Annotated in this window: 16 protein-coding genes and 1 riboswitch; of the genes, 6 read left to right on the top strand and 10 right to left on the bottom strand. The window is 63.7% G+C overall.

Features of this window, described 5'->3' with window-relative positions; genetic code table 11:
• Window positions 1-29 precede the first annotated feature (29 nt).
• From AB4Z19_RS01240 to AB4Z19_RS01225, 4 genes are all read left to right on the top strand, one after another.
• Window positions 30-887, top strand: a complete 858-nt coding sequence (locus tag AB4Z19_RS01240; protein WP_442026127.1) for a DMT family transporter — start codon at window positions 30-32, stop codon at window positions 885-887.
• A gap of 70 nt (window positions 888-957) precedes the next feature.
• Window positions 958-1,419 (top strand): RidA family protein, encoded by a 462-nt coding sequence (locus AB4Z19_RS01235; RefSeq protein WP_442026124.1) that lies wholly within the window; start codon window positions 958-960, stop codon window positions 1,417-1,419.
• A 55-nt stretch (window positions 1,420-1,474) separates the two neighbouring features.
• Entirely contained in the window at window positions 1,475-2,668 is a 1,194-nt protein-coding gene (locus tag AB4Z19_RS01230; protein WP_442026125.1) for an aminotransferase-like domain-containing protein, read from the top strand.
• 200 nt (window positions 2,669-2,868) lie between these two features.
• Complete coding sequence (locus AB4Z19_RS01225; protein WP_442026126.1) at window positions 2,869-4,227, top strand: diguanylate cyclase domain-containing protein; 1,359 nt, start codon at window positions 2,869-2,871, stop codon at window positions 4,225-4,227.
• On the opposite strand, the gene AB4Z19_RS01220 is transcribed toward AB4Z19_RS01225, so the two are convergent.
• The 3 genes from AB4Z19_RS01220 to AB4Z19_RS01210 all read right to left on the bottom strand — a co-directional run bounded on the left by AB4Z19_RS01220 (window position 4,224) and on the right by AB4Z19_RS01210 (window position 9,078).
• On the bottom strand, window positions 4,224-5,786 hold the full coding sequence (locus tag AB4Z19_RS01220) for an FGGY-family carbohydrate kinase (protein WP_442033980.1): 1,563 nt from the start codon (window positions 5,784-5,786) through the stop codon (window positions 4,224-4,226). The two genes, AB4Z19_RS01225 and AB4Z19_RS01220, sit on opposite strands and share 4 nt — an antisense overlap.
• An 8-nt stretch (window positions 5,787-5,794) precedes the next feature.
• Window positions 5,795-7,387: a glycerol-3-phosphate dehydrogenase/oxidase gene (locus tag AB4Z19_RS01215; RefSeq protein WP_442033978.1), complete on the bottom strand. Its 1,593-nt coding sequence runs from the start codon at window positions 7,385-7,387 to the stop codon at window positions 5,795-5,797.
• Window positions 7,388-7,482: 95 nt separating this feature from the next.
• The gene (locus tag AB4Z19_RS01210) at window positions 7,483-9,078 is read right to left on the bottom strand and encodes an FAD-binding oxidoreductase (RefSeq protein ID WP_442029329.1); all 1,596 of its coding nucleotides are present in this window, start codon (window positions 9,076-9,078) and stop codon (window positions 7,483-7,485) included.
• 67 nt (window positions 9,079-9,145) lie between these two features.
• On the opposite strand from AB4Z19_RS01210, the gene AB4Z19_RS01205 reads away from it, so the two are divergent.
• Complete coding sequence (locus AB4Z19_RS01205) at window positions 9,146-10,183, top strand: AraC family transcriptional regulator (RefSeq protein WP_442033976.1); 1,038 nt, start codon at window positions 9,146-9,148, stop codon at window positions 10,181-10,183.
• Window positions 10,184-10,231: 48 nt separating this feature from the next.
• On the opposite strand, the gene AB4Z19_RS01200 is transcribed toward AB4Z19_RS01205, so the two are convergent.
• From AB4Z19_RS01200 to AB4Z19_RS01175, 6 genes are read right to left on the bottom strand one after another with little or no spacing between them, the layout of a single operon-like run.
• Entirely contained in the window at window positions 10,232-10,663 is a 432-nt protein-coding gene (locus AB4Z19_RS01200) for a hypothetical protein (protein ID WP_442033975.1), read from the bottom strand.
• Between the two features lie 42 nt (window positions 10,664-10,705).
• Window positions 10,706-11,092, bottom strand: a complete 387-nt coding sequence (locus AB4Z19_RS01195; protein WP_442028060.1) for a hypothetical protein — start codon at window positions 11,090-11,092, stop codon at window positions 10,706-10,708.
• A gap of 1 nt (window position 11,093) precedes the next feature.
• Window positions 11,094-11,618 (bottom strand): SRPBCC family protein, encoded by a 525-nt coding sequence (locus AB4Z19_RS01190; RefSeq protein WP_442028061.1) that lies wholly within the window; start codon window positions 11,616-11,618, stop codon window positions 11,094-11,096.
• Window positions 11,619-11,657: 39 nt separating this feature from the next.
• Window positions 11,658-13,106, bottom strand: coding sequence for a cytochrome P450 (locus AB4Z19_RS01185; RefSeq protein WP_442033973.1), 1,449 nt, complete (start codon window positions 13,104-13,106; stop codon window positions 11,658-11,660).
• 2 nt (window positions 13,107-13,108) lie between these two features.
• The gene (locus AB4Z19_RS01180) at window positions 13,109-14,032 is read right to left on the bottom strand and encodes a sulfurtransferase (protein ID WP_442033971.1); all 924 of its coding nucleotides are present in this window, start codon (window positions 14,030-14,032) and stop codon (window positions 13,109-13,111) included.
• 25 nt (window positions 14,033-14,057) lie between these two features.
• Window positions 14,058-16,913 carry a M16 family metallopeptidase gene (locus AB4Z19_RS01175; RefSeq protein WP_442033969.1) on the bottom strand — a complete coding sequence of 952 codons (2,856 nt, stop codon included), beginning with the start codon at window positions 16,911-16,913 and terminating at the stop codon, window positions 14,058-14,060.
• 91 nt (window positions 16,914-17,004) lie between these two features.
• Window positions 17,005-17,153: riboswitch (FMN riboswitch) on the top strand.
• Window positions 17,154-17,250: 97 nt separating this feature from the next.
• Here AB4Z19_RS01175 and ribB point away from each other — a divergent pair.
• Window positions 17,251-17,880, top strand: coding sequence for a 3,4-dihydroxy-2-butanone-4-phosphate synthase (ribB, locus tag AB4Z19_RS01170; protein WP_442033967.1), 630 nt, complete (start codon window positions 17,251-17,253; stop codon window positions 17,878-17,880).
• A 71-nt stretch (window positions 17,881-17,951) separates the two neighbouring features.
• Here the strand turns inward: ribB and AB4Z19_RS01165 are convergent, their stop codons facing one another.
• Window positions 17,952-19,364 (bottom strand): MFS transporter, encoded by a 1,413-nt coding sequence (locus AB4Z19_RS01165; RefSeq protein ID WP_442026619.1) that lies wholly within the window; start codon window positions 19,362-19,364, stop codon window positions 17,952-17,954.
• Between the last annotated feature and the right edge of the window lie 44 nt (window positions 19,365-19,408).

The following is a 19,408-nucleotide window of genomic DNA, read 5'->3' as shown; positions in this document are numbered from 1 at the left end:
TGGAGGGCGGCGGTGCGGAGACGCGGGGGATGTTGCTGGGTCTGGCCGGCGTGGCGATCTTCAGTCTCACGCTGCCGTTCACGCGGATGGCCGTCGCCGATCTCGATCCTGTTTTTGTGGTGATGGGCCGCGCCGTGGTGGCGGCATTGCTGTCGGCCTGCTGGCTGCTGTGGAAGCGTGCGCCGCTGCCGACGCAAAAGCAGATCCCGCCCCTGCTGATGGCCGGCGCCGGCTGCGTCATCGGCTTTCCGCTGCTGACATCCATCGCCATGCGCACCCTGCCCGCTTCGCACGGCGCGGTGCTGGTTGGCGTGCTGCCGCTGGCCACGGCACTGATGTCCGCCCTGCGCGGACATGAACGGCCGTCCATGGGCTTCTGGATGACGGCCCTGCTGGGCAGCGCGCTGGTGGCCGCATTCGCGCTACGCCAGAGCGGCGGCACGCTGCACGCCGCCGACCTGGCCATCTTCGCCGCCGTGCTGTGCGCCGGCGCGGGCTACGCGGAAGGCGGCCGGCTGTCGCAGCAAATGGGCGGCGAACAGGTCATCGCCTGGGGACTCGTGCTGTCGCTGCCGGTAGCGTTGCCAATCGCGACCTGGCAGGCCTGGACCCACGCCCTGCAGCTCGGCGGCGCGAGCGTGCAAGCCTGGGGCGGCTTCGCCTACACCTGCGTGTTCTCCATGTTTATCGGATTCTTCTTCTGGTACCGCGGCATGGCGCTGGGCGGCGTTTCACGGGTGGGACAAGTGCAGCTGGTGCAGCCTTTCCTGTCCCTGCTGGGCGCCGCGCTGGTGCTGAACGAAAAGCTGCAAACCGAGCATATTTTGTTCGCTCTCGCCGTTATTGCCACTGTCAGCGCAGGAAAACGCTTCAAAGTAGCCCGTTGACCGTCGCTTATTCGGAAGGCCCCAGAGTACAATAGCGGTCTTACCGAACCATTTTTACCCGGGAAAAACCATGTCCGTCTACGAAAAACTGAAGTCGCTCGATATCACCCTGGCTCCTCCGGCCGCTCCTGTTGCTGCCTACGTTATGTACGTGCAGACCGGTAACCTGGTGTTCATCTCCGGCCACATCGCCAAGAAGCCGGACGGTAACCCATGGGTTGGCCAACTGGGCAAGAACATCGACACCGCCGAAGGCCAGAAAGCCGCACGCGCCATCGCCATCGACCTGATGGGCACCCTGCAGGAAGCCTGCGGCGGCGACCTGACCCGCGTGAAGCGCATCGTCAAGGTCATGAGCCTGGTGAACTCCACGCCGGACTTCACGGAACAGCACCTGGTCACCAACGGCTGCTCCGAGCTGCTGGGCGAAGTGTTCGGCGACGCCGGCAAGCACGCCCGCTCCGCCTTCGGTGTGGCCCAGATCCCGCGCGGCGCCTGCGTTGAGATCGAACTGATCGCCGAAATCGCCTAAATAGTTTACAGATTGCCGGAAGGCGCTTCGGCGCCCTCCCTTACCGAGAATATTTATGAAAATCGAGACACCGAACCCGCTGCAGTGGCACTTCTCCGAGCGTGCGATGCAGATGCAAAGCTCCTTCATCCGCGAAATCCTGAAGGTGACCCAGCAGCCTGAGATCATCTCCTTCGCCGGCGGCCTGCCATCGCCAGCCACCTTCCCGGTCGAAGTCATGCAGAAAGCGTTCGACAAAGTGCTGTCCACCGCCGGCAAAACTGCCCTGCAGTACGGTCCGACCGACGGCTACATGCCGCTGCGCCAGTGGATCGCGGACTCGGTGTCGCAAAACGGCGCACAGATCTCGCCGGAACAAGTGCTGATGGTGTCCGGCTCCCAGCAGGCGCTGGACCTAATTGGCAAAGTGCTGATCGACGAAGGCAGCAAAGTGCTGGTGGAGACCCCGTCCTACCTGGGCGCGCTGCAAGCCTTCTCCGTGTATCGTCCTGAATTCGTGTCGGTGGACACCGACGAACATGGCCTGGTGCCGTCCTCGCTGGACCGCATCGCCGCCGGCGCGCGCCTGCTGTACGCGTTGCCGAACTTCCAGAACCCGACCGGCCGTTCGCTGTCCGTCGAGCGCCGCCAGGAACTGGTGGAAACCTGCGCCCGCCTGAACCTGCCGCTGATCGAAGACGATCCTTACGGCGCCCTGAGCTACAAAGGCCAGCCTAGCCCGAAAATGGTCGCCATGAATCCGGATGGCGTGATCTACATGGGTTCCTTCTCCAAAGTGCTGACCCCTGGCATCCGCCTGGGTTACGTCGTGGCGCCGAAGCCGATGGTGCGCCGCCTGGAACTGGCCAAGCAAGCCGCCGACCTGCACACCGCCCAGCTGACCCAGATGGTGGTGCATGAAGTGGTGAAGGATGGCTTCCTGGACCAGCACATTCCGACCATCCGCGAACTGTACGGCAACCAGTGCCAGGCCATGCTGGATGCGATGGCCGAACACTTCCCTGCCTCCGCCACCTGGACCAAGCCGGAAGGCGGCATGTTCATCTGGGTTGATCTGCCAAAGCACATCAACGCCATGGAACTGCTGGACGAAGCCATCAAGCAAAAGGTCGCCTTCGTGCCAGGCTCGCCGTTCTACGCCAACGAGCCGGAAACCAACACCCTGCGCCTGTCCTTCGTGACCGTGCCGCCGGAGCGTATTCGCCAGGGCATCGAAATCCTGGGCAAACTGATCAAGGCTCGTCTGTAAATAATCGTCACAATGCCGACGGGATTTCCCGTCGGCAATTAACACCAATTGTCACAGAATTCCGTTAGATAATTGCCAAGTTTGTTGAACAGACAGCGTTTCCGCGTCTTATTTCGGCAAAACTTAGCATGATTTTTTACAATTCTTGTTGGCTAGCCGGTATGATTTGGCCAGACAGTCACCACGGACTTTAGGCCAGCATGATTCCAGGCGGTACCAGCTTTACGACGCGGCGAGACGCCGCGATCCTCATCGTCGATGACGCGCCGGATAACCTGAGTGTTCTGCGGAAGCTGATGGTCGAACAGGGTTACCAGACCTTCGTGGCCAATTCGGGCGAACGCGCCCTGGAAATTGCGCGCCGCGTGCACCCCGACCTGATCCTGCTGGATGTGATCATGCCCGGCATGGACGGCTTCGAAACCTGCCGCCAGCTGAAGGCCAACGCCGCTACCCAAAATATTCCCGTTCTGTTCATGAGCGCCCGCAATGGACAGGACGATGTCGTCGCCGGTTTCGATCTCGGCGCCGTCGATTACATCAGCAAGCCGCTGCGCATGGCCGAAGTGTGCGCACGTGTGCGCACCCAGCTGCAGATCCGCTTCGCTACCGAGAGCCAGCAGGAACAGGCGGAACGCCTGCGCACCATCGTCAACAATATGGCCGAAGGCTTGATGATCATCGAGCCGGATGGACGCATTCAGTTCACCAATCCGGCTTGCGACGGCTATCTGGGTTATATGACCAACGAGCTGGCGGGCAAATCGATTTCCGACCTGCTGAATCCTCTGGTGGCGCAGGAATACCTGGAATACTTCTCGCGCTACACTGCCTCGCCGGATACGGCGCATAGCCACGGCACGCGCGAAGTGATCATCCGCCACCGCACCGGCAAGTCCGTGTGCATGGACCTGACGCTGACGCCGATGTTCCTGCGCCAGCCGCTGTTCATCGGCCTGCTGCACGACATCACCCACCACAAGCTGTCCGAAGATGCGCTGCAGCGCGCGGCGATGGTCGACCCGCTGACCAAGATCGCCAACCGCCGCCACTTCGATACCTTCCTGGAAAAGGAATGGCAGCGCGCCATGCGCAACGGCGCCGCACTGTCGCTGGTGGTGCTGGACGTGGACCACTTCAAGCTCTATAACGACACCCTGGGCCATGCTCAGGGCGACGTCTGCCTGCAGCAGGTCGCGCAAGCCATCAGCACCCACGCCCTGCGCGTCACCGATCTCGCTGCGCGCTACGGCGGCGAAGAATTCGTGCTGCTGTTCGCGGAGACGGAAGCGGATTCGGCCTACTTGCTGGCGGAGTCGATTCGCGCGCATATCGAATCGCTGCAGCTGCCGCATCCGAAATCGCCAACCTCGCCGTGGATTACGGTCAGCATCGGCGTGACCACGCTGCACCCCACCCCGACCGATAATATCGAGGCCCTGTTTGTCGCCGCCGACCGCGCCATGTACGTGGCCAAGGAAAGCGGACGCAATCAGGTCCGCGCCACCCGCCCCGGTGGTGCAGCCCTCGACGCCATCAAGACCGTCGCCAACCGCTAAAGCGCTTCCGGATAGCCTGTGATCGCAGCGATTTCCTGGTACATCGGCTGCAGCCGCTTGTACATTTTCAGGTAGACCCGCTTGTACAGCTGCTCATAAGTCTTGCGATGCGCAGGATCGGGCTGGAACACGCGGCCCGGCCGTGTCATCGCGCTGATCGCTTCGCGGAAGCTGCCGTGCAAGCCGAGGCCCGCCGCGACCGCAATCGCAGCACCCAATCCCGACGTTTCGTAGATGTGCGCACGCGCCGCAGGCAGGCCGAAGATATCGGCCGTCAGCTGCATGGCTGCATCGCTTTGCGAGCCGCCGCCCGCCACGCGCAGCTCGGTGATTGGCACGCCGCTGCGTTTTTCGATGCGCTCCTTGCCTTCTCTCAGAGCGTAAGCCAGGCCTTCCAGGATCGCGCGGTACATATGGGCGCGCGTGTGCACATCGCCGAAACCGATCATGGCGCCCTTCGCTTCCGGTCCCGGCACCTTGATGCCTGGACTCCAGTATGGCTGCAGCATCAGGCCCATGGAACCTGGCGGCACCGCATTCACCAGGCTGTCGAACAGCGCTTCCGGCGCCATGCCACGCTCCGTCGCCACGGCCTGCTCGCGGTCGCCGAACTGCTCCTTGAACCAGTTGACCATCCAGTAGCCGCGGAAGATCTGTACTTCGGTGCTGTAGGCGCCCGGAATCGCCGCCGGATAAGGCGGAATGAAGGGCGTGACTTCCACATACTTCTTGCTGGTGGTGTTGATGGTGGCCGTGGTGCCGTAGCTCAGGCAACCAATGTGCGGCTCCAGGCAACCTGCGCCAATCACTTCGCAGGCCTTGTCGGCCGCCGCAGCCACCAGGGGCAAACCTTGCGGGATGCCTGTTTCGTCGGATGCCTGCTGGGTGATCACGCCGATCACAGTACCCGGCTCCACCAGCTCCGGCAGCATGTCGGGGCGAATCGCCAGCGCCTGCCATTTCCAGTCGCGCGCACCGGCCCATTTGTGGCGCTTGTAATCGAACGGGACGTAAGCCACTTGCGATCCGGTCGAATCGGCATAACGCCCGCTCAGGCAGTAATTCAGATAGCCGGACAGCAGCAGGAACTTGCCCGTGCGATTCCACACATCCGGCTGATGGGCCTTGATCCAGTTGATCTCGGCCTCGCGGCGGAAATAATCGATAGTGCCGTCCACGCCCGCCACCTTGAACGCGGCTTTCCATAAGCCGCCCAGCGGCGGCACCTGCTCGGTGCGGCGCTGGTCCAGCCAGGTGATGGCCGCACGCAGCGGCTTGCCTTCGCTGTCCACGTTGACCACCGTGCCGCGCTGCGTGGTCACGGCCACGCCTTTCACCTGCGATCTGCTGATGCTGGTGGTGGCCCATAGGCGCTGGCAGGCCAGGCACACCGCCTGCCAGTAGCCTTCGGCCTTGTGCTCGGCCCAGCCAGGGTGATCGGAGTAGTAAGGCTCCAGGTGGACTTGCGTCTTGGCGGCGAGGTTGCCGTGCAGGTCGAACAGCAAGGCGCGCACGCTCTGCGTTCCATTGTCGATGGACAGGATATAGGATTCGGACATGTCGTCTCTTATGCTCGCTCTCGCGGCAAGCTGTAATGATTCTTCCATAATGCCAGATATGCCGCCTCTTCGGCAGTCCAGCGTTCGTCGGACCACTCTAATTCCGGCTGGCAGATGGCCCGCACGCGGGGCATGATGTCCGCACCGCCGCCGCGCAGCTGAATGCCGAGGCGCGTACGCCGCAGCAGCAGGTCGTCCAGCCGCAGCACCGCCTCATGGCGCGCCGCCCAGCGCAGCTGCGCCCACAGGGTTTGTGTGCCGGGCACGACTTGCAGCTCGTCTTCACGCGCGGCTTCGGCCAGCGCCTGCGCCTGCGCGCCATAGCGTCCTTCCAGACGATGCGCCTGGCCCGCCGGCAGATGCAGGCCGTGGTTCAGCGGCGCCGTATTGCGGAAGATCGGCTGCGGCGCCAGGTCTGCCTGCCACTCCGGCAGCAGCGGCCTGGCGTGCTTCAGCGTATCCAGCGCGATGACACGGAAGGTGGTCAGCTTGCCGCCGGTGACGGTCAGCAGGCCATCCTCCAGCCACAGCGCGTGATCGCGCGCCTCTTTCGATGGATCGGACTTGCCGGTATCGATCACCGGGCGCACGCCGGCGTATGTCGCAATCACGTCCTGCTCGCTCAGGCCCAGCGTAGGAAACTGGTCGTGCAGCGCGGCCAGCAGGTAGTCGGTTTCCTCCTGCGTGATGGCGGCCTCGCGCGACAGGTGCGCGCTGTGGTCGACGTCCGTTGTCCCCACCAGAGTCACGCCCTCCCACGGGAAGGCAAACACCGGGCGGCCGTCACGCGGATGCATCAGGCTGACCGCCTGCGCCAGCGGCAGCCGCCACGCAGGCAGCACGAGATGGCTGCCGCGCAGGGGACGCAGGCGCGGCTTGGCGCCGTTGTGTGCGCGCAGCAGGTCGGCCCAGGCGCCGGTGGCGCTGATGGTCGCTCTGGCCCGCACCGTTTGCATGGTTTGCGTCAGTTCATCGCGCAGCACAGCGCCGCGCACCGTGCCGCCTTCGCGCCGCAGTGATTGCACAGACAAGTAATTGAAGGCCGCGCCGCCGTGCTGCTGCGCCTCGTGCAGCACGCGCATGACGAGGCGCGCATCGTCGGTCTTGGCGTCGTGGTAGCAGATGCCGCCGCGCAGGCCCTCGGTGCGGATGTGCGGCGCCATTTGCAGGAAGGCCTCACGCTCGTGGTAGTGGCGCTCGCGCTGTCCCGCCATGCGGTCGTAGATGGCCAGACCAAGCAGCATGGAGCGCCGGCCCGGCTTGCGACCCTCATAGTCGCCGAAGGCAAAGCTTTGCGGCTCGACCAGCCCGGCGGCCTCGCGCAGCAGGCTCTCGCGCTCATGCACAGACTCGCGCGTCAGCGAAAACTGGCCTTCCTTCAGGTAGCGCAAGCCACCGTGCACCAGTTTGGATGAGCGGCTGGAGGTGCCCCAGGCGAAGTCGCGCTGCTCCACCAGCAGCGCACGCAAGCCGCGGCGCGAGGCTTCCAGCAGGATGCCTGCGCCCGTGATGCCGCCGCCGATAATCAGCAAATCCCATTCCAGCGCCAGCATGTCAGCCAGCAGCTCGCGCCCAGCCGGGCGCCAGTGTGCTGCCGGCATGACCCCTAACATCGGGTCAGACCCGGAGGGTCCGACCCCGGCTTCCGCGGCATCAGGGTCTGACCCTTTGGGTCCGACCCGGTCGTTCGGGTTCATCATGGCTGCACCAGCTTCCCTGGATTCATGATGCCTTGCGGGTCGAAGTGGCGGAACAGCGCCTGCATGGCCGCGATGCCTGCAGCGCCCTTCTCCGCCGGCAGATACGGTGCATGGTCGCTGCCCACGCCATGCTGGTGGCTGATGGTGCCGCCATTGTCGACAATCGCCATGCTGACCGCATGCTTCAACGCGCGCCAGCGCTCCATATTCTGTTCGAAGTCGCCCGCCAGGCGGTACACAAAGGTGGTGTAGACGCTGGCTCCCTGCGCATACAAATGCGACACGTGCGTGTACGCATGCACCTTCTCGCCCAGCCCCTCCAGCGCGCGCGTGGCGGCATGTTCGACCGCGCGCATCATCGTGCCCACGCGCGGCCAGTCCACCGCCGTTTCCACCGTGTCGATCACATAGCCCTGCTGCCAGGCCGCATTGCGCAGGTAGACATTGCGGAAGCGTCCTTCCTTCCATTTATCGCCCATGCGGCGGCCTACATGCACGCCGTCCTGCGCGCGGCACAGCGCCAGTGCGGAACGCAGCGCGGCTTTTGATTGCGCACGTCCACCGCTAACGCCAATCATCAGCATGCACTTGCCTTCGCCACAGCCGCGCCAGCGCAGCCAGGCTTCCAGCGCACCGATCAGACGCTTATGGCCCGCCAGCGCCAGCATGGTCACCGTCTCCAGTGGATTCGACAGGCGCAGCATGGACAGCCCCAGTTTGCCCTGCGCCAGCGCGCGCACGGCGGCTTCCGCCTGCTGCCAGCTGGGGAAGAATACGGCGTGGAAGGATTCGTGTTCCGGCACCGGCGTCACGCGCACCGTAGCCTCGGTCAGGATGCCCATGCGGCCTTCGGAGCCCAGCACCATCTCGCGCAAGTCCGTACCTGCCGCCGATGCCGGGAAAGTCGGGATCTCCAGCTTGCCTTTCGGCGTTTCGACCACGCCGCCGGCAAACATCTGCTCGATGCGCCCGTAGCGCAGGGACTGCTGGCCGGAAGAGCGCGTGACCACCCAGCCACCCAAGGTCGAGTATTCGAAGGACTGCGGGAAGTGGCCCAGCATATAACCGTGGGCTCGCAACTGCGCTTCCAGGTCCGGCCCAAACACGCCGGCGCCGAAGGTGGCCAGCTGCGCTTCCTTGTCCAGGTAATGCAGATGGCTCATGCGCGTCATGTTCACCACCAGCACGGCGGGGGCGGATTCCGGCGCGGTCAGGTGTCCCGCCACGCTGGTGCCGCCGCCCTGCGGTATCAAGGCCACGCCATGCTCGCGGGCGTAGTCGAGCAGCGCGCGCACGTCGTCCGCGCTTTCGGGATAAGCCACGCCATCCGGCGCGGCGCCAATGCGGCCAAAGCGCAGGCGCAGCCAGTCCGGCAGGCTCTGGCCGAGCGCATTGCGCAGGCGGGTTTCGGGACGGGTGTCGATCAGACGGTGCGGCGCCAGCCGAGGTGGCGGCAGCGTGGCGCAGGCTTGTTCGAAGCTGGCGTCCTGCACCGGCTGGCCCGCGCCCACGCGCTGGGCGAGGAAGGCCAGCGCATCGGCGTGCAGCGGAAAGTCAATTGTGTCGTCGCCCCAACCGTTCCATCTTCTCATGCTTGTCCCTTGTTATACTCAGTGCAAGAAGATTAATCCGACCGGCAAGACCCGGTCTTGCGCTTTCATGCCAGCTGACTTGTTCGATCATGCCAGTCTTGCCCGTGTGGCGGGCTCCTATCTGCAGCCATTGCTGGAGGCGGCCGCCGCGCGTGGCGTGGGCGCCACGGCGCTGGCGCAGACAGCCGGGCTGGCCTCGTCCGCCCTCGATCCGCTGCCGGAGTCCCTGCCGGCGGACGATTACGTGCGTCTGCTCGACGTCGCAGCGGCACTGGCCGGCGATCCGCACTTTGGCCTGCACGTGGGCGAGCGCGTGAAGATGGGCACCTACAGCGTGTATGGCCTGATTCTGCTCAGCTGCCGCGATTTCGGCCAGGCCTTCGAGCAGACCATGCGCTACGAACAGCTGGCGCATGACCTGGGCCGCTCCGAGCTGCAAATCCGCGGCGGCAAAGCCCACTACACCTGGCACAGCAACTATCCGGCTACGCGGCGTCACCTGGCCGACAGCGTGTTCGCCGGCATCCGCACTTTCGGCAACTGGCTGGCGGGGAGCACGCTGCCCGCAGCGGAACTGGAGCTGATGCACGATGGCGGCGATCCGGCCGGGTATGCCGAATATGTGCGCGTGTTTGGCGCCCTGCCCCGCTTCGGTTCACCATCCAACACGGCCAGCTTCGACGCAGCCATGCTGGCCTGGCCGGTGCCGAATGCGGATGTCAGCCTGTACCCGGTATTGCAGCAGCATGCGGAACATTTGCTGAAGCAGCGCGCCCAGCCCGACGCGGGCATCGTGAGCCAGGTACACGCGGCGGTGGTGCGCCGCCTGTCGCAGGGACAGGTGCGGCTGGCGTCTGTGGCGCAAGATTTGAAGCTGACGCCGCGCACGCTGCAGCGCAAGCTGTCGGAAGCGGGAGCCAGTTTCCAGCAGGTGCTGGACCAGGCGCGTTTTGCTCTGGCGCGCGATTATTTGCGGCAGCCGGGATTAAGCCTGGTGGATATTGCCTTCCTGCTCGGGTACCAGGAGCAAAGCGCCTTCAATCACGCCTTCCGCGAGTGGTCCGGCATGAATCCCGGCGCCTGGCGAGATGCGGCGGATCATTGATCCGCCCTACCACGCCGCTCGTAGGGCGGATCATCGATCCGCCGGGTTTCAAGTTTCACTGCCCTTCACGCGCACGAAGGGGCCGATGCAGCTGTCCGTATCTTTTTTCTGGCACATGAGGAACATATTGCCGGATGGGTGGAACAGGATGAAGCTCTTGATCACGTGCCCCACTTTGGTGATTTCGCCGGTGCAGTCTTCCTTGCCGTTGTCCTTCACGATCTTGTCGTCGGACTGGTAATAGCCTTCGGTATCCGGCTGGTCTTCGATATTGAATTCCGATTCGGCCACTTCATGTGCGCTGGTGATGAGCGCCGTGCCGTCCGGCCGTATGCGGTAGATTTCGTGACAGGAACCGTCCGGCAGCACGAAGCGCCAGGTGCCGACGATGGGATGGTCATTGCGCAGGGGAGCAGCCGTGGCGCAACTGGTGGCGATAGCCGCCACAGCGGCGAGCAGGCGGAGCGAGACGGTTTTCATGGCGGCTCCCGTAGTTGATAACTACAGTATATCCCGCCTAAATTATTTGCATTTCCCGTTTGCTGCGGCGTAAAACACATGGGGCAGCGCGAGCAATCCACCCAGCACGATCGGTACGCCGGCCACCGAAACCACGGGCGGATTGTGCTTGAGCGCCCCGCCGCCCCAGCAGCTTTCCACGACAGCATCTTCAAAGGCGCGATCGATCGCGGCCTGGCTGGTGCCGAAGGTGCCGGGAGCGGATGCGCCGGCGCTGAAATCCGCCTTTGCATCCGGCGGCGGCAGCTTGGGCATTTCCGCGACGGTGGCCTTGATCGCGTCCTGGATGACTTTGTCGTCCAGGCGCGAGGTGGGCACGGGCGCCGGCTGGCCGGCCTGCGCCCACACCGCGCTGCACAAGAAGCCCAGGAGCAAGGCCAGGCGACGCATCTTACTTCTCCGCCACTGCCTTCAGCTGGGACAGGCCCTGCTCGAAGTCCTTGCCGATCATCTTGTCCATGCTGACGAACACGGTCATCAGCTTGGTGATGAACTGGCTGGGGCCGTTCATGGTCCAGGTGACCACGGTGCTGTCGCCTTGCGGCTGCAGCGCGAAGATGGCCTGGTTGGTGGATTTGAAGGGCTTGATGAAATCGAGCTTGATCACGACTTTGGACGGCGGCGAGTTCTCGGTGATTTCCATGCGACCCTGGCCCACTTCATCATTGCCGATCCAGGCATACACCGCGCCCTGGCCGCTGACCGGGCCTTCGAAAGTGCGCTTCATGTTCGGGTCCAGCTTTTCCCATGGCGACCAGGCGGCCCACTGGTGGAAGTCGTTGATGTAGCCGATGATTTTTTCCGGCGGCGCCTTGATGGTGGCGCTGCGCTGCACGGTGAAGCTATCCGGCTGGGTCAATGCCAGGCCGAGCACGGCGGCCACGATCACGACAATCGCGATAAGAACTTTCTTCAAGTTGCACCCCTCATTGTGGTTGGTCTGCGCGCAAGACTATCACAGGGTGCGCCGCTGCAAAAGCACCGGCAGCGCACTGGGGGTCATCGTGAAGGTAAACAGTTCTTCGACGGGCGCCGCATCGCGTACCGGCACCAGCGAGAAGCTGCGCGCCAGCATGGAAACGACCAGGCGGATTTCCGTCATCGCCAGATAGCGCCCCGGACAGAAACGCGGCCCGCCGCCAAAGGGCAGCAGCTTGCGCGAGGGATCATCCGGTGCTTCCTTGTGCGCCGCTTCCAGCCAGCGTTCGGGCAGGAAGCGCTCCGCATCCGGCAGCGGCGTATCGAGTTTGAATGCGTGGCGCATCAGAGGGAAGACGACAATTCCCGCCGGCAGATGCACATCGCCCAGGACCAGATCGACCGTCGGCTCGAAGCCGAGCATGGGCGCCACAGGCTTGATACGCATGGCTTCGCGCGTGCACAGGTCCAGCCAGGGTAGCTTGTCCAGCAGGCGGTAATCACGCAGCACCGTGAAGGGACCCAGCACCGACGCCGCTTCCTCGGCCAGCCGCGCCATGGCCAGCGGGGCGCCGGACAGCAGATGCACCAGCCAGGCAATGGTGTTGGAGGTGGTGTCTTCGCCAGCGAACACCATCACCACGGCATTGCCGATCAGGTCTTCATCCGTCATACCGGAGCCCGGCGCATCACGGTCCACCACCATCGCTTCCAGCATATTGGATGGCTTTTCGCGCAGCGCGGGCACGGCCGCGAGACGCATGCGCGCACGTTCGACAAATCCTGCCACCGCGTTCCGTACCCGCACGACGGCTGCATCCGTTTCGCGGTCCACCGGCAGCTTGAAAGCGCGCCAGTATTCGATCGGCGAGGTGAGCCTGCGCGCCACGCGGTTGAACAGGAATTCGATATCGCGCTGCAGTGGATTGTCTTCGTGCTCCAGCGTGTTGAGGTCCTGCCCCATGGAGAGGCCGATCGTCACGTCCAGCGCATAAGCCTTCAGGTCGCGCAGGATATTCGGCTGGCGGCCGGCATCCACGGCAGCCATCCAGCGCCGGTGCAGGCGCTCCGTCATCGCGATCAAAGTAGGATAAAAGCGGTGGATCACTTCCGGCGTGAGCGCATGCATCACCAGCTTGCGCTGGCGGCGCCATTCTTCGCCCTCCGCGGTGAACAGGCCGCGCGCACCCACTTCTTCCAGCGTGGTGGTGGAGCGCTCGGTGCGGCGCCACAGTTCGGGCCTTTCGTGCAGGATGTAGCTGACGTCTTCGCGGCGCGCAGTGGCCACGAAAGTGCGGTTCATCAAGCGGAATTTGTAGATCGGGCCGTATTCGACGGCCCATTGTTCCAGGGTGCGGTGGAAGTGCATCGCATCCATGCGGGCGATGTTGCCGACGACTGGCCAACCGTGCGGACCCGGCAGGCTTTCCACGCTGCGGGCGGCATCAAATCGGTCGTGTTCCAGTCTGGTGCCGCGTTTGCTCATGGTTAGCCTGCTTTCCGTATCACAGGATTGCCGGGGTCCCGGCTCCATTCGCACCAGCCGCCATCGTAGACGCTGATGCGCTCCCAATCCATCAACCAAGCGTAAAAGAATGCGAGCGAGGCGCGCCAGCCGGTGCCGCAGTAGAAAGCCGTTTGCTGGCCGGAATGGATGCCCGCTTCCCGCCATAACCGGCTAATCTCGACCGCAGGCTTCATCGTGCCGTCCGCATGGTGATACTCGCTCATGCTGTGCACATCACCATCCTTGCCTGCACGGCCCCAACGCGCACCGGGGATGTCCCCCTTTCCTTCAATATAACTATACCCCGAAGTTTTTCCTACGTGCTCACGCCAGGTTCGGATGCTCACGAGCACCGCGTCTTCCCTCTGGAGAAGGGCCCTCGCCTCATCGGTATTGATCAGAAAGTCGGGCCGTGCGGGGAACCGCGCGCCAAAGCTGTTAACCGCTTCGATCTGCGCGCTGGCGCCCTGCTCCGCCGGATAATGGGAGCGCTGCCATGCATCGAAACCGCCATCGAGCAGGCGCACGTCGGTGACGCCGGCGTACAACATCAGATGCGCGGCGCGCGCGGCGGCCAACGAACTGCGGCCATACAGAATAACGGTGGTGTCGTGGCGGATGCCGTGTTCCAGCAGCAGCGCGTGCAAGGCATCATCGGAAACCTTGTTCCATAGGGGCTGGATTTCGAGACGGTTGGTATCCAGATAGGCGGCGCCGGGAATGTGCGCGCGGCGGAATGCTTCCTCGCTGCCGCAGCCGACTTCGAACAGGCGCCAGGTACCACGCGGCGCCGCCAGCACGGGGCGCCCTTCCAGCAACTGCGCCAGCCATGCTGGATGCAGCAGATGGCGCCAGCGCGCAAGGTCCGGTCGGAAGCCCTGCGCCTCCTGCTGTTCTGCCATCATTGCCACTTTTACTACTGCACGAAAATTAACCAGGCGGCAGTTTATCAGGTTCCGCTTTCTGCTCCGGTTTCTGCTCCTGCTTCGATTCCGGATACAGCACCACTTGCACGTAATTCCTGAAATCGAAATAGCGCCTGGCGGCGGCTTGCAGATCGGCCGGTGCCAGTGCATTCACGCGTTCCGTGTGACGCAGGATGACCGACGGATCGGTGCCATTGATGTACATGCTCTGCAGTGCGCTGATCCAGTAAGCGTTTTCCCGCACGGCGCGGCGATGATTGTTGATCCAGTTCTCCTTCACCTTGGCCAGGTCGGCTGCATCCGGGCCTTCGTCCTGCAGCTTGCGGATTTCGGCGAAGGTCGCCTCCAGCACCTTGTTCACGTTTTCCGGGCCGGTCGGCAGATTGATCGTGATGGTGTAGTTGCCGAATGGGTAGCGCGCCATGGTACCGCCCGCACCGCCGCCGTAAATCAGCGCCAGCTTTTCGCGCAGCGTTTCGGTGAGCTTGATGTTCAGCACTTCCACCATGGCGCTCAGACGCATTTGCTCGTCTTCCGAATACTTTGCGTCGCCGGCGAAAGTAAGATTGATGGTGCTCTTGGCTTCGTGGCCGCGATGCACTTCCTTCTTCACCACGCCGCGCACCGCACGCACGCCGCGATCCTTGAAGTTGTGCGCAATCTCGCCGCCCGGCAGGCTGGCGATATAAGTCGCGATCAGCGGCTTAACCTTGGCCACGTCGAAACTGCCGACCATGAAGAAGGTCATCCCGCGCGCACTGCTGAAGCGCTCCTTGTAGATATTGATGACGCGGTCGAGATTGATGCCTTCGTACTCCTCCGCACGCGGCACCAGCGCAATACGCGGGTGGTTGCCGTACAAGGTGCTGCGCATCGTATCCAGCAGCACGGACTCGGGGCGCGACAGGCTGTTGCGCGCCAGATCCTGCTGCTTGCCGATGAAGGACTGGAACAGCGCTTCGTCGCGGCGCGGATGGGTGAATTCGAGATTCACCAGCTGCAGCATGGTGTCCACATCCGCGCTGCCGGAATTCCCGCTCAACCCTTCCGTCAGGGCGCCCAGCGACGTGCCGACGTTGGCGGTCTTGCCGGCCAGGGTGCGCTGCAAATCCAGCGGCGTAAAGGTGGACACGCCCATCTGCGCCATGATGGTGCTGGTGTAGCGCGAATTGAAAATATCCGCTTCCTCGAACAGCGACTGGCCGCCGAAGCGCACGGCGCTCATCAGCACCTGATCGTTCTTGAAATCGGTCGGTTTCAGGATGACGCGGGCACCGTTGGACAGGGTCAGTTCCGTCGTGCCCAGCGTTTTATTCGCTGTTTCCTTCACGATCTTGCCTGGCTTCGGCATGACCGGCATCAGGCTTGCCGTGTAGGCCTTGTCTTCACGCGCCGTAACGGTGACTTTTTCAGCGGCGTCGACGGCGGTCAGGAGCGTGCTGGCAGGCGGCGCATCGGTCTTGTCGCTGCCCATGTAGATCACCAGCTTGGTCTGGCCTTCCGGAATCGACTTGCGCAGGCTGGCGTTGACTTCATCCAGCGTCACGGTCGGCACGATCTCGTTGACGTACTTGAATTCGTTCTCGATGCCGGGCATCGACTCGCCTTCCAGGAAGTTGCGCAGGTATTCCGACACGTACATCGAGGAATCGGACTTATCTCGCTCGTTGTACAGGCGCTCGATATTGCGCAGCATGGCTTTCTTGGCGCGGTCCAGTTCCGCCGGCGTGAAGCCGAACTGGCGCACGCGCTCGCCCTCCTGCACCAGCGCATTGATGGCGGGCAGTGGACCATCGCGGCCCAGCAGCGCCACGGAACTGAAGGAGCGATAACCGCGCACCACACGGCCCATGCTGCTGCCGCCCTGGATGAATGGCGGGTTGGCTTGCTGTGTCAATTCCGTGATGCGCTGGCTCAGCATCAGCGCGCCGAGGTTCTCGACCAGGCGCTCGCGGTATTCGCCGAAGGTGCTGCCTTCCGGCTTGTGCAGGATCGGGTAGCGGATGTGCAACACGTTGGTGGTCGCTTCCTTGTCCGTGATCACCAGCGCTTCGGACTTGGTGCGCTCCGGAATTTCAGCATAGGTACGCGGACGCTCGTTTTCAGGATTCTTCAAGTTGCTGAAATGGCTGATCACCAGCTTTTCCGTTTCGGCCGGATCGATATCCCCCACCACGAAGACGGCCATCAGGTCCGGGCGATACCAGTCGTGATAGAAGCGGCGGATCGTCTCCGGCTTGAAGCTGCGCAGGATCTCGGCCTTGCCGATCGGCAGGCGGTCGGCGTAGCGCGAGCCGTTGAACAACTTGGGCATCAGGATCTTGTTCATGCGGTCGGTGGCGCCGCGGCCGAGGCGCAGTTCTTCCAGCACGATATTGCGTTCGCTATCGACGTCCGCATCGTTGAACAGCACGCCGCCGGCCCAGTCTTCCAGCACCAGCAGGCCTTTATCGAGGTTTTCCTTGCGGTCCACCGGAATCGGCAGCATATACACCGTTTCGTCGACGCCAGTGTAGGCATTCAGGTCGGCGCCGAACTTCACGCCGATCGACTGCAGCCAGGACACCAGCTCGTGGCGCTTGAAATGGGTAGAGCCGTTGAAGGCCATGTGCTCGGTGAAGTGAGCCAGGCCTTGCTGATCGTCGTCTTCGAGAATGGAACCGGCGCGCACGGCCAGGCGCAGCTCCGCCCTTTGCTGCGGCTTGGGATTGCGCTGGATGTAGTAAGTGAGTCCATTCGGCAGTTTGCCGACGCGAACTTGCGGCGAAACGGGCAGCGGGTCGGTCGGATTGATTTCTGCATGCGTGAGCAGGGAGCAGCTCAAAAGCGCGGTGGCGAGTACGGCTTTCAGTCGGTTCATGGGCATCGGCAAGGTTGACATTTTCTTACGATACCAGATTTGCGCCGTCCTGCTACAATCCTCGGGCTCACGGCACGTTGCCGTGGGATTTTTACGTCTTCGGGGCGGGGTGAAATTCCCCACCGGCGGTATGGTCGCTTGCGACCGAGCCCGCGAGCGCCTGCGCAGTCCTGTGCAGGGTCAGCAGACCTGGTGAGAGGCCAGGGCCGACGGTCATAGTCCGGATGAAAGAAGATGTGTGCTTGCTTCCCTGCCGCCTTGCGCGGTTTGGGTTGTTGCGCCTGTTCGCTTGCCCTGGAGCGTTTTTCGCCATTTACTTTTGCGAGGAGCGTTTCCTATGTTTGATACTTCCACTGACCTTTCCACTCGTGTTCACGCAGCGCTGGATGCCATGCGCGCGGGCGTGCCCGTGGTCCTGCTCGATGATGCGGACCGCGAGAACGAGGCCGATCTGATTGTCGCGGCCGACCGCCTGACCGTCGAAACCATGGCGCTCATGATCCGCGAATGCAGCGGTATTGTTTGCCTGTGTTTGTCTGCCGAGCGCGTACGCGAGCTGGAGCTGCCGCCGATGGCTTCGGAAAACGGCAGCCGCTTCGGCACTGCATTCACCGTGTCGATTGAAGCCCGCCAAGGTGTAACCACGGGCGTTTCAGCTGCCGACCGCGTGACCACCATTCGCGCCGCCACTACACCTGATGCCCGGCCCTCGGACCTGGTGCGCCCCGGCCACGTCTTCCCCCTGCGCGCAACGCCAGGCGGCGTACTGGCCCGCGCCGGCCATACCGAAGGCTCGGTCGACCTGGCCGTGCTGGCGGGCCTGTCGCCGGCAGCCGTGCTGTGCGAGCTGATGAATCCCGATGGCACCATGATGCGCGGCGAGCAGATCGAGCGCTTCGCCGCCTTGCACGGCATGCCCATCCTAACCATCGCCGACCTGATCGCCTGGCGCGAGCAGCTGTTCTGACGTGGCGGCACCCGGCGCGGCCTCCGCGCTGGCCCGGATGCGGCGCCAGACCAGAAGCCGCGTAGGGCGGATCAATGATCCGCCGTTACCAGCGCTGACGTGGCGGCCCCCGGCGCGGCCTCCGCGCCGGCCCGGATGCGGCGCCAGACCAGAAGCGCAGCGCTGGCATAGGACAAGGCAATAGCGCAGAAACCCAGCGCAAGCCGCGTATCCCACGCCGGCGCCGCGTGCAGGATCACACCCATCACCGCCACCCCAACCAGCGCCCCCACCTGCCGGTTGGCATTCAACGCCGCCGCAGCGCTATTGGCATGTTCACGTCCGGAAGCCTGCATGACGGTGTTGGTCATCGCCGGAATCGAAATGCCGATCGCGAAGAAAATAGCCATCGCCCCGGCGAGAATCAAGGCATAAGGCGTATCCGCCCGCGCCCCGATCAGCAACACGGCCACCGCTGCCGCAGCAACCAGACCGCCCAGCAGCGGACCGCGTGTCCCGAACCGCCCCATCACCCGTCCGGACAAAAAATTGGTCAGCGTGCTGGACGCCATCATCGGCAGCAGCAACAGCCCGGTATGCAGTGCATCCCTCCCCTGCGCCTGCTGCAGGAAAAGACTCAGCAGGAACAGCTGGCCGAACACACTGAAATTAATCAGGAAGCCCGTCACCACCGCCGCACCGAACGAAGGCGAAGCAAACAAGGCGCGCGGCAGCATGGGATGCGCGCTGCGCCGCTCGCGCAGCCAGAGCGCGCCGCCCAGCACCAGCGCGGCCACCACGGCGCTCAGCACCGCCGCAGAGGTCCAGCCGCGCGCCTGCCCCTCAATCAGCACAAAACTCAGCGCGCCAAGCGTCGCCACACCCAGCGCATGGGTGAACAGCGAAAGCTGACGCGGAGAAGCCGCCGGCGCCGGCACGCGCCACTGCGCCAGTGCGATGCCCAGCAAGCCCACCGGCACATTAATCCAGAACACCGCGCGCCAGCCGAAGCCCTGCACCAGCAGACCGCCCACCAGCGGCCCAGCCGTCGCCGCCACGCCCACCAGTGCCGACCAGATGGCGACCATGCGCGCCCGCTGCTGCGGATTGTCAAAGGTATGCGTCAGCAGGCTCAAAGAGCTCGGCATGAACAGCGCCGCGCCCGCGCCTTGCAGCAGGCGCGCAGCCACCAGCGCGCCACCGGCAGGCGCCAGCGCGCACAGCACGGAAGCCAGCAGGAACAGGCACAAGCCGCCCTGGTAGGCCTGGCGCGGCCCGAAACGGTCAGCCAGAGCGCCGCCAGCCAGCAGCAGCGCGGCAAAAGTCAGCGTGTAGCCGTCCACCACCCAGACCAGGCCCGATAACGGCACATCCAGGTCAGCGGCGATGGCGCCAAGCGCGGTATTGACGGCCGTGACGTCGATCATGGCCATCACGAAGCCTATGGCAAGCGTAAATATCAGCATGCCGCAATGATGCGCGCACTTGCCTGATGCAGTAAACATGCATACCATCAGCACTCTGATGCAAAAATGCATCCAGGAGCCAA

Source organism: Pseudoduganella sp. RAF19 (assembly GCF_052114165.1).
Lineage (GTDB): Bacteria > Pseudomonadota > Gammaproteobacteria > Burkholderiales > Burkholderiaceae_D > Rugamonas.
This window is presented reverse-complemented; position numbering and strand designations above follow the sequence as displayed.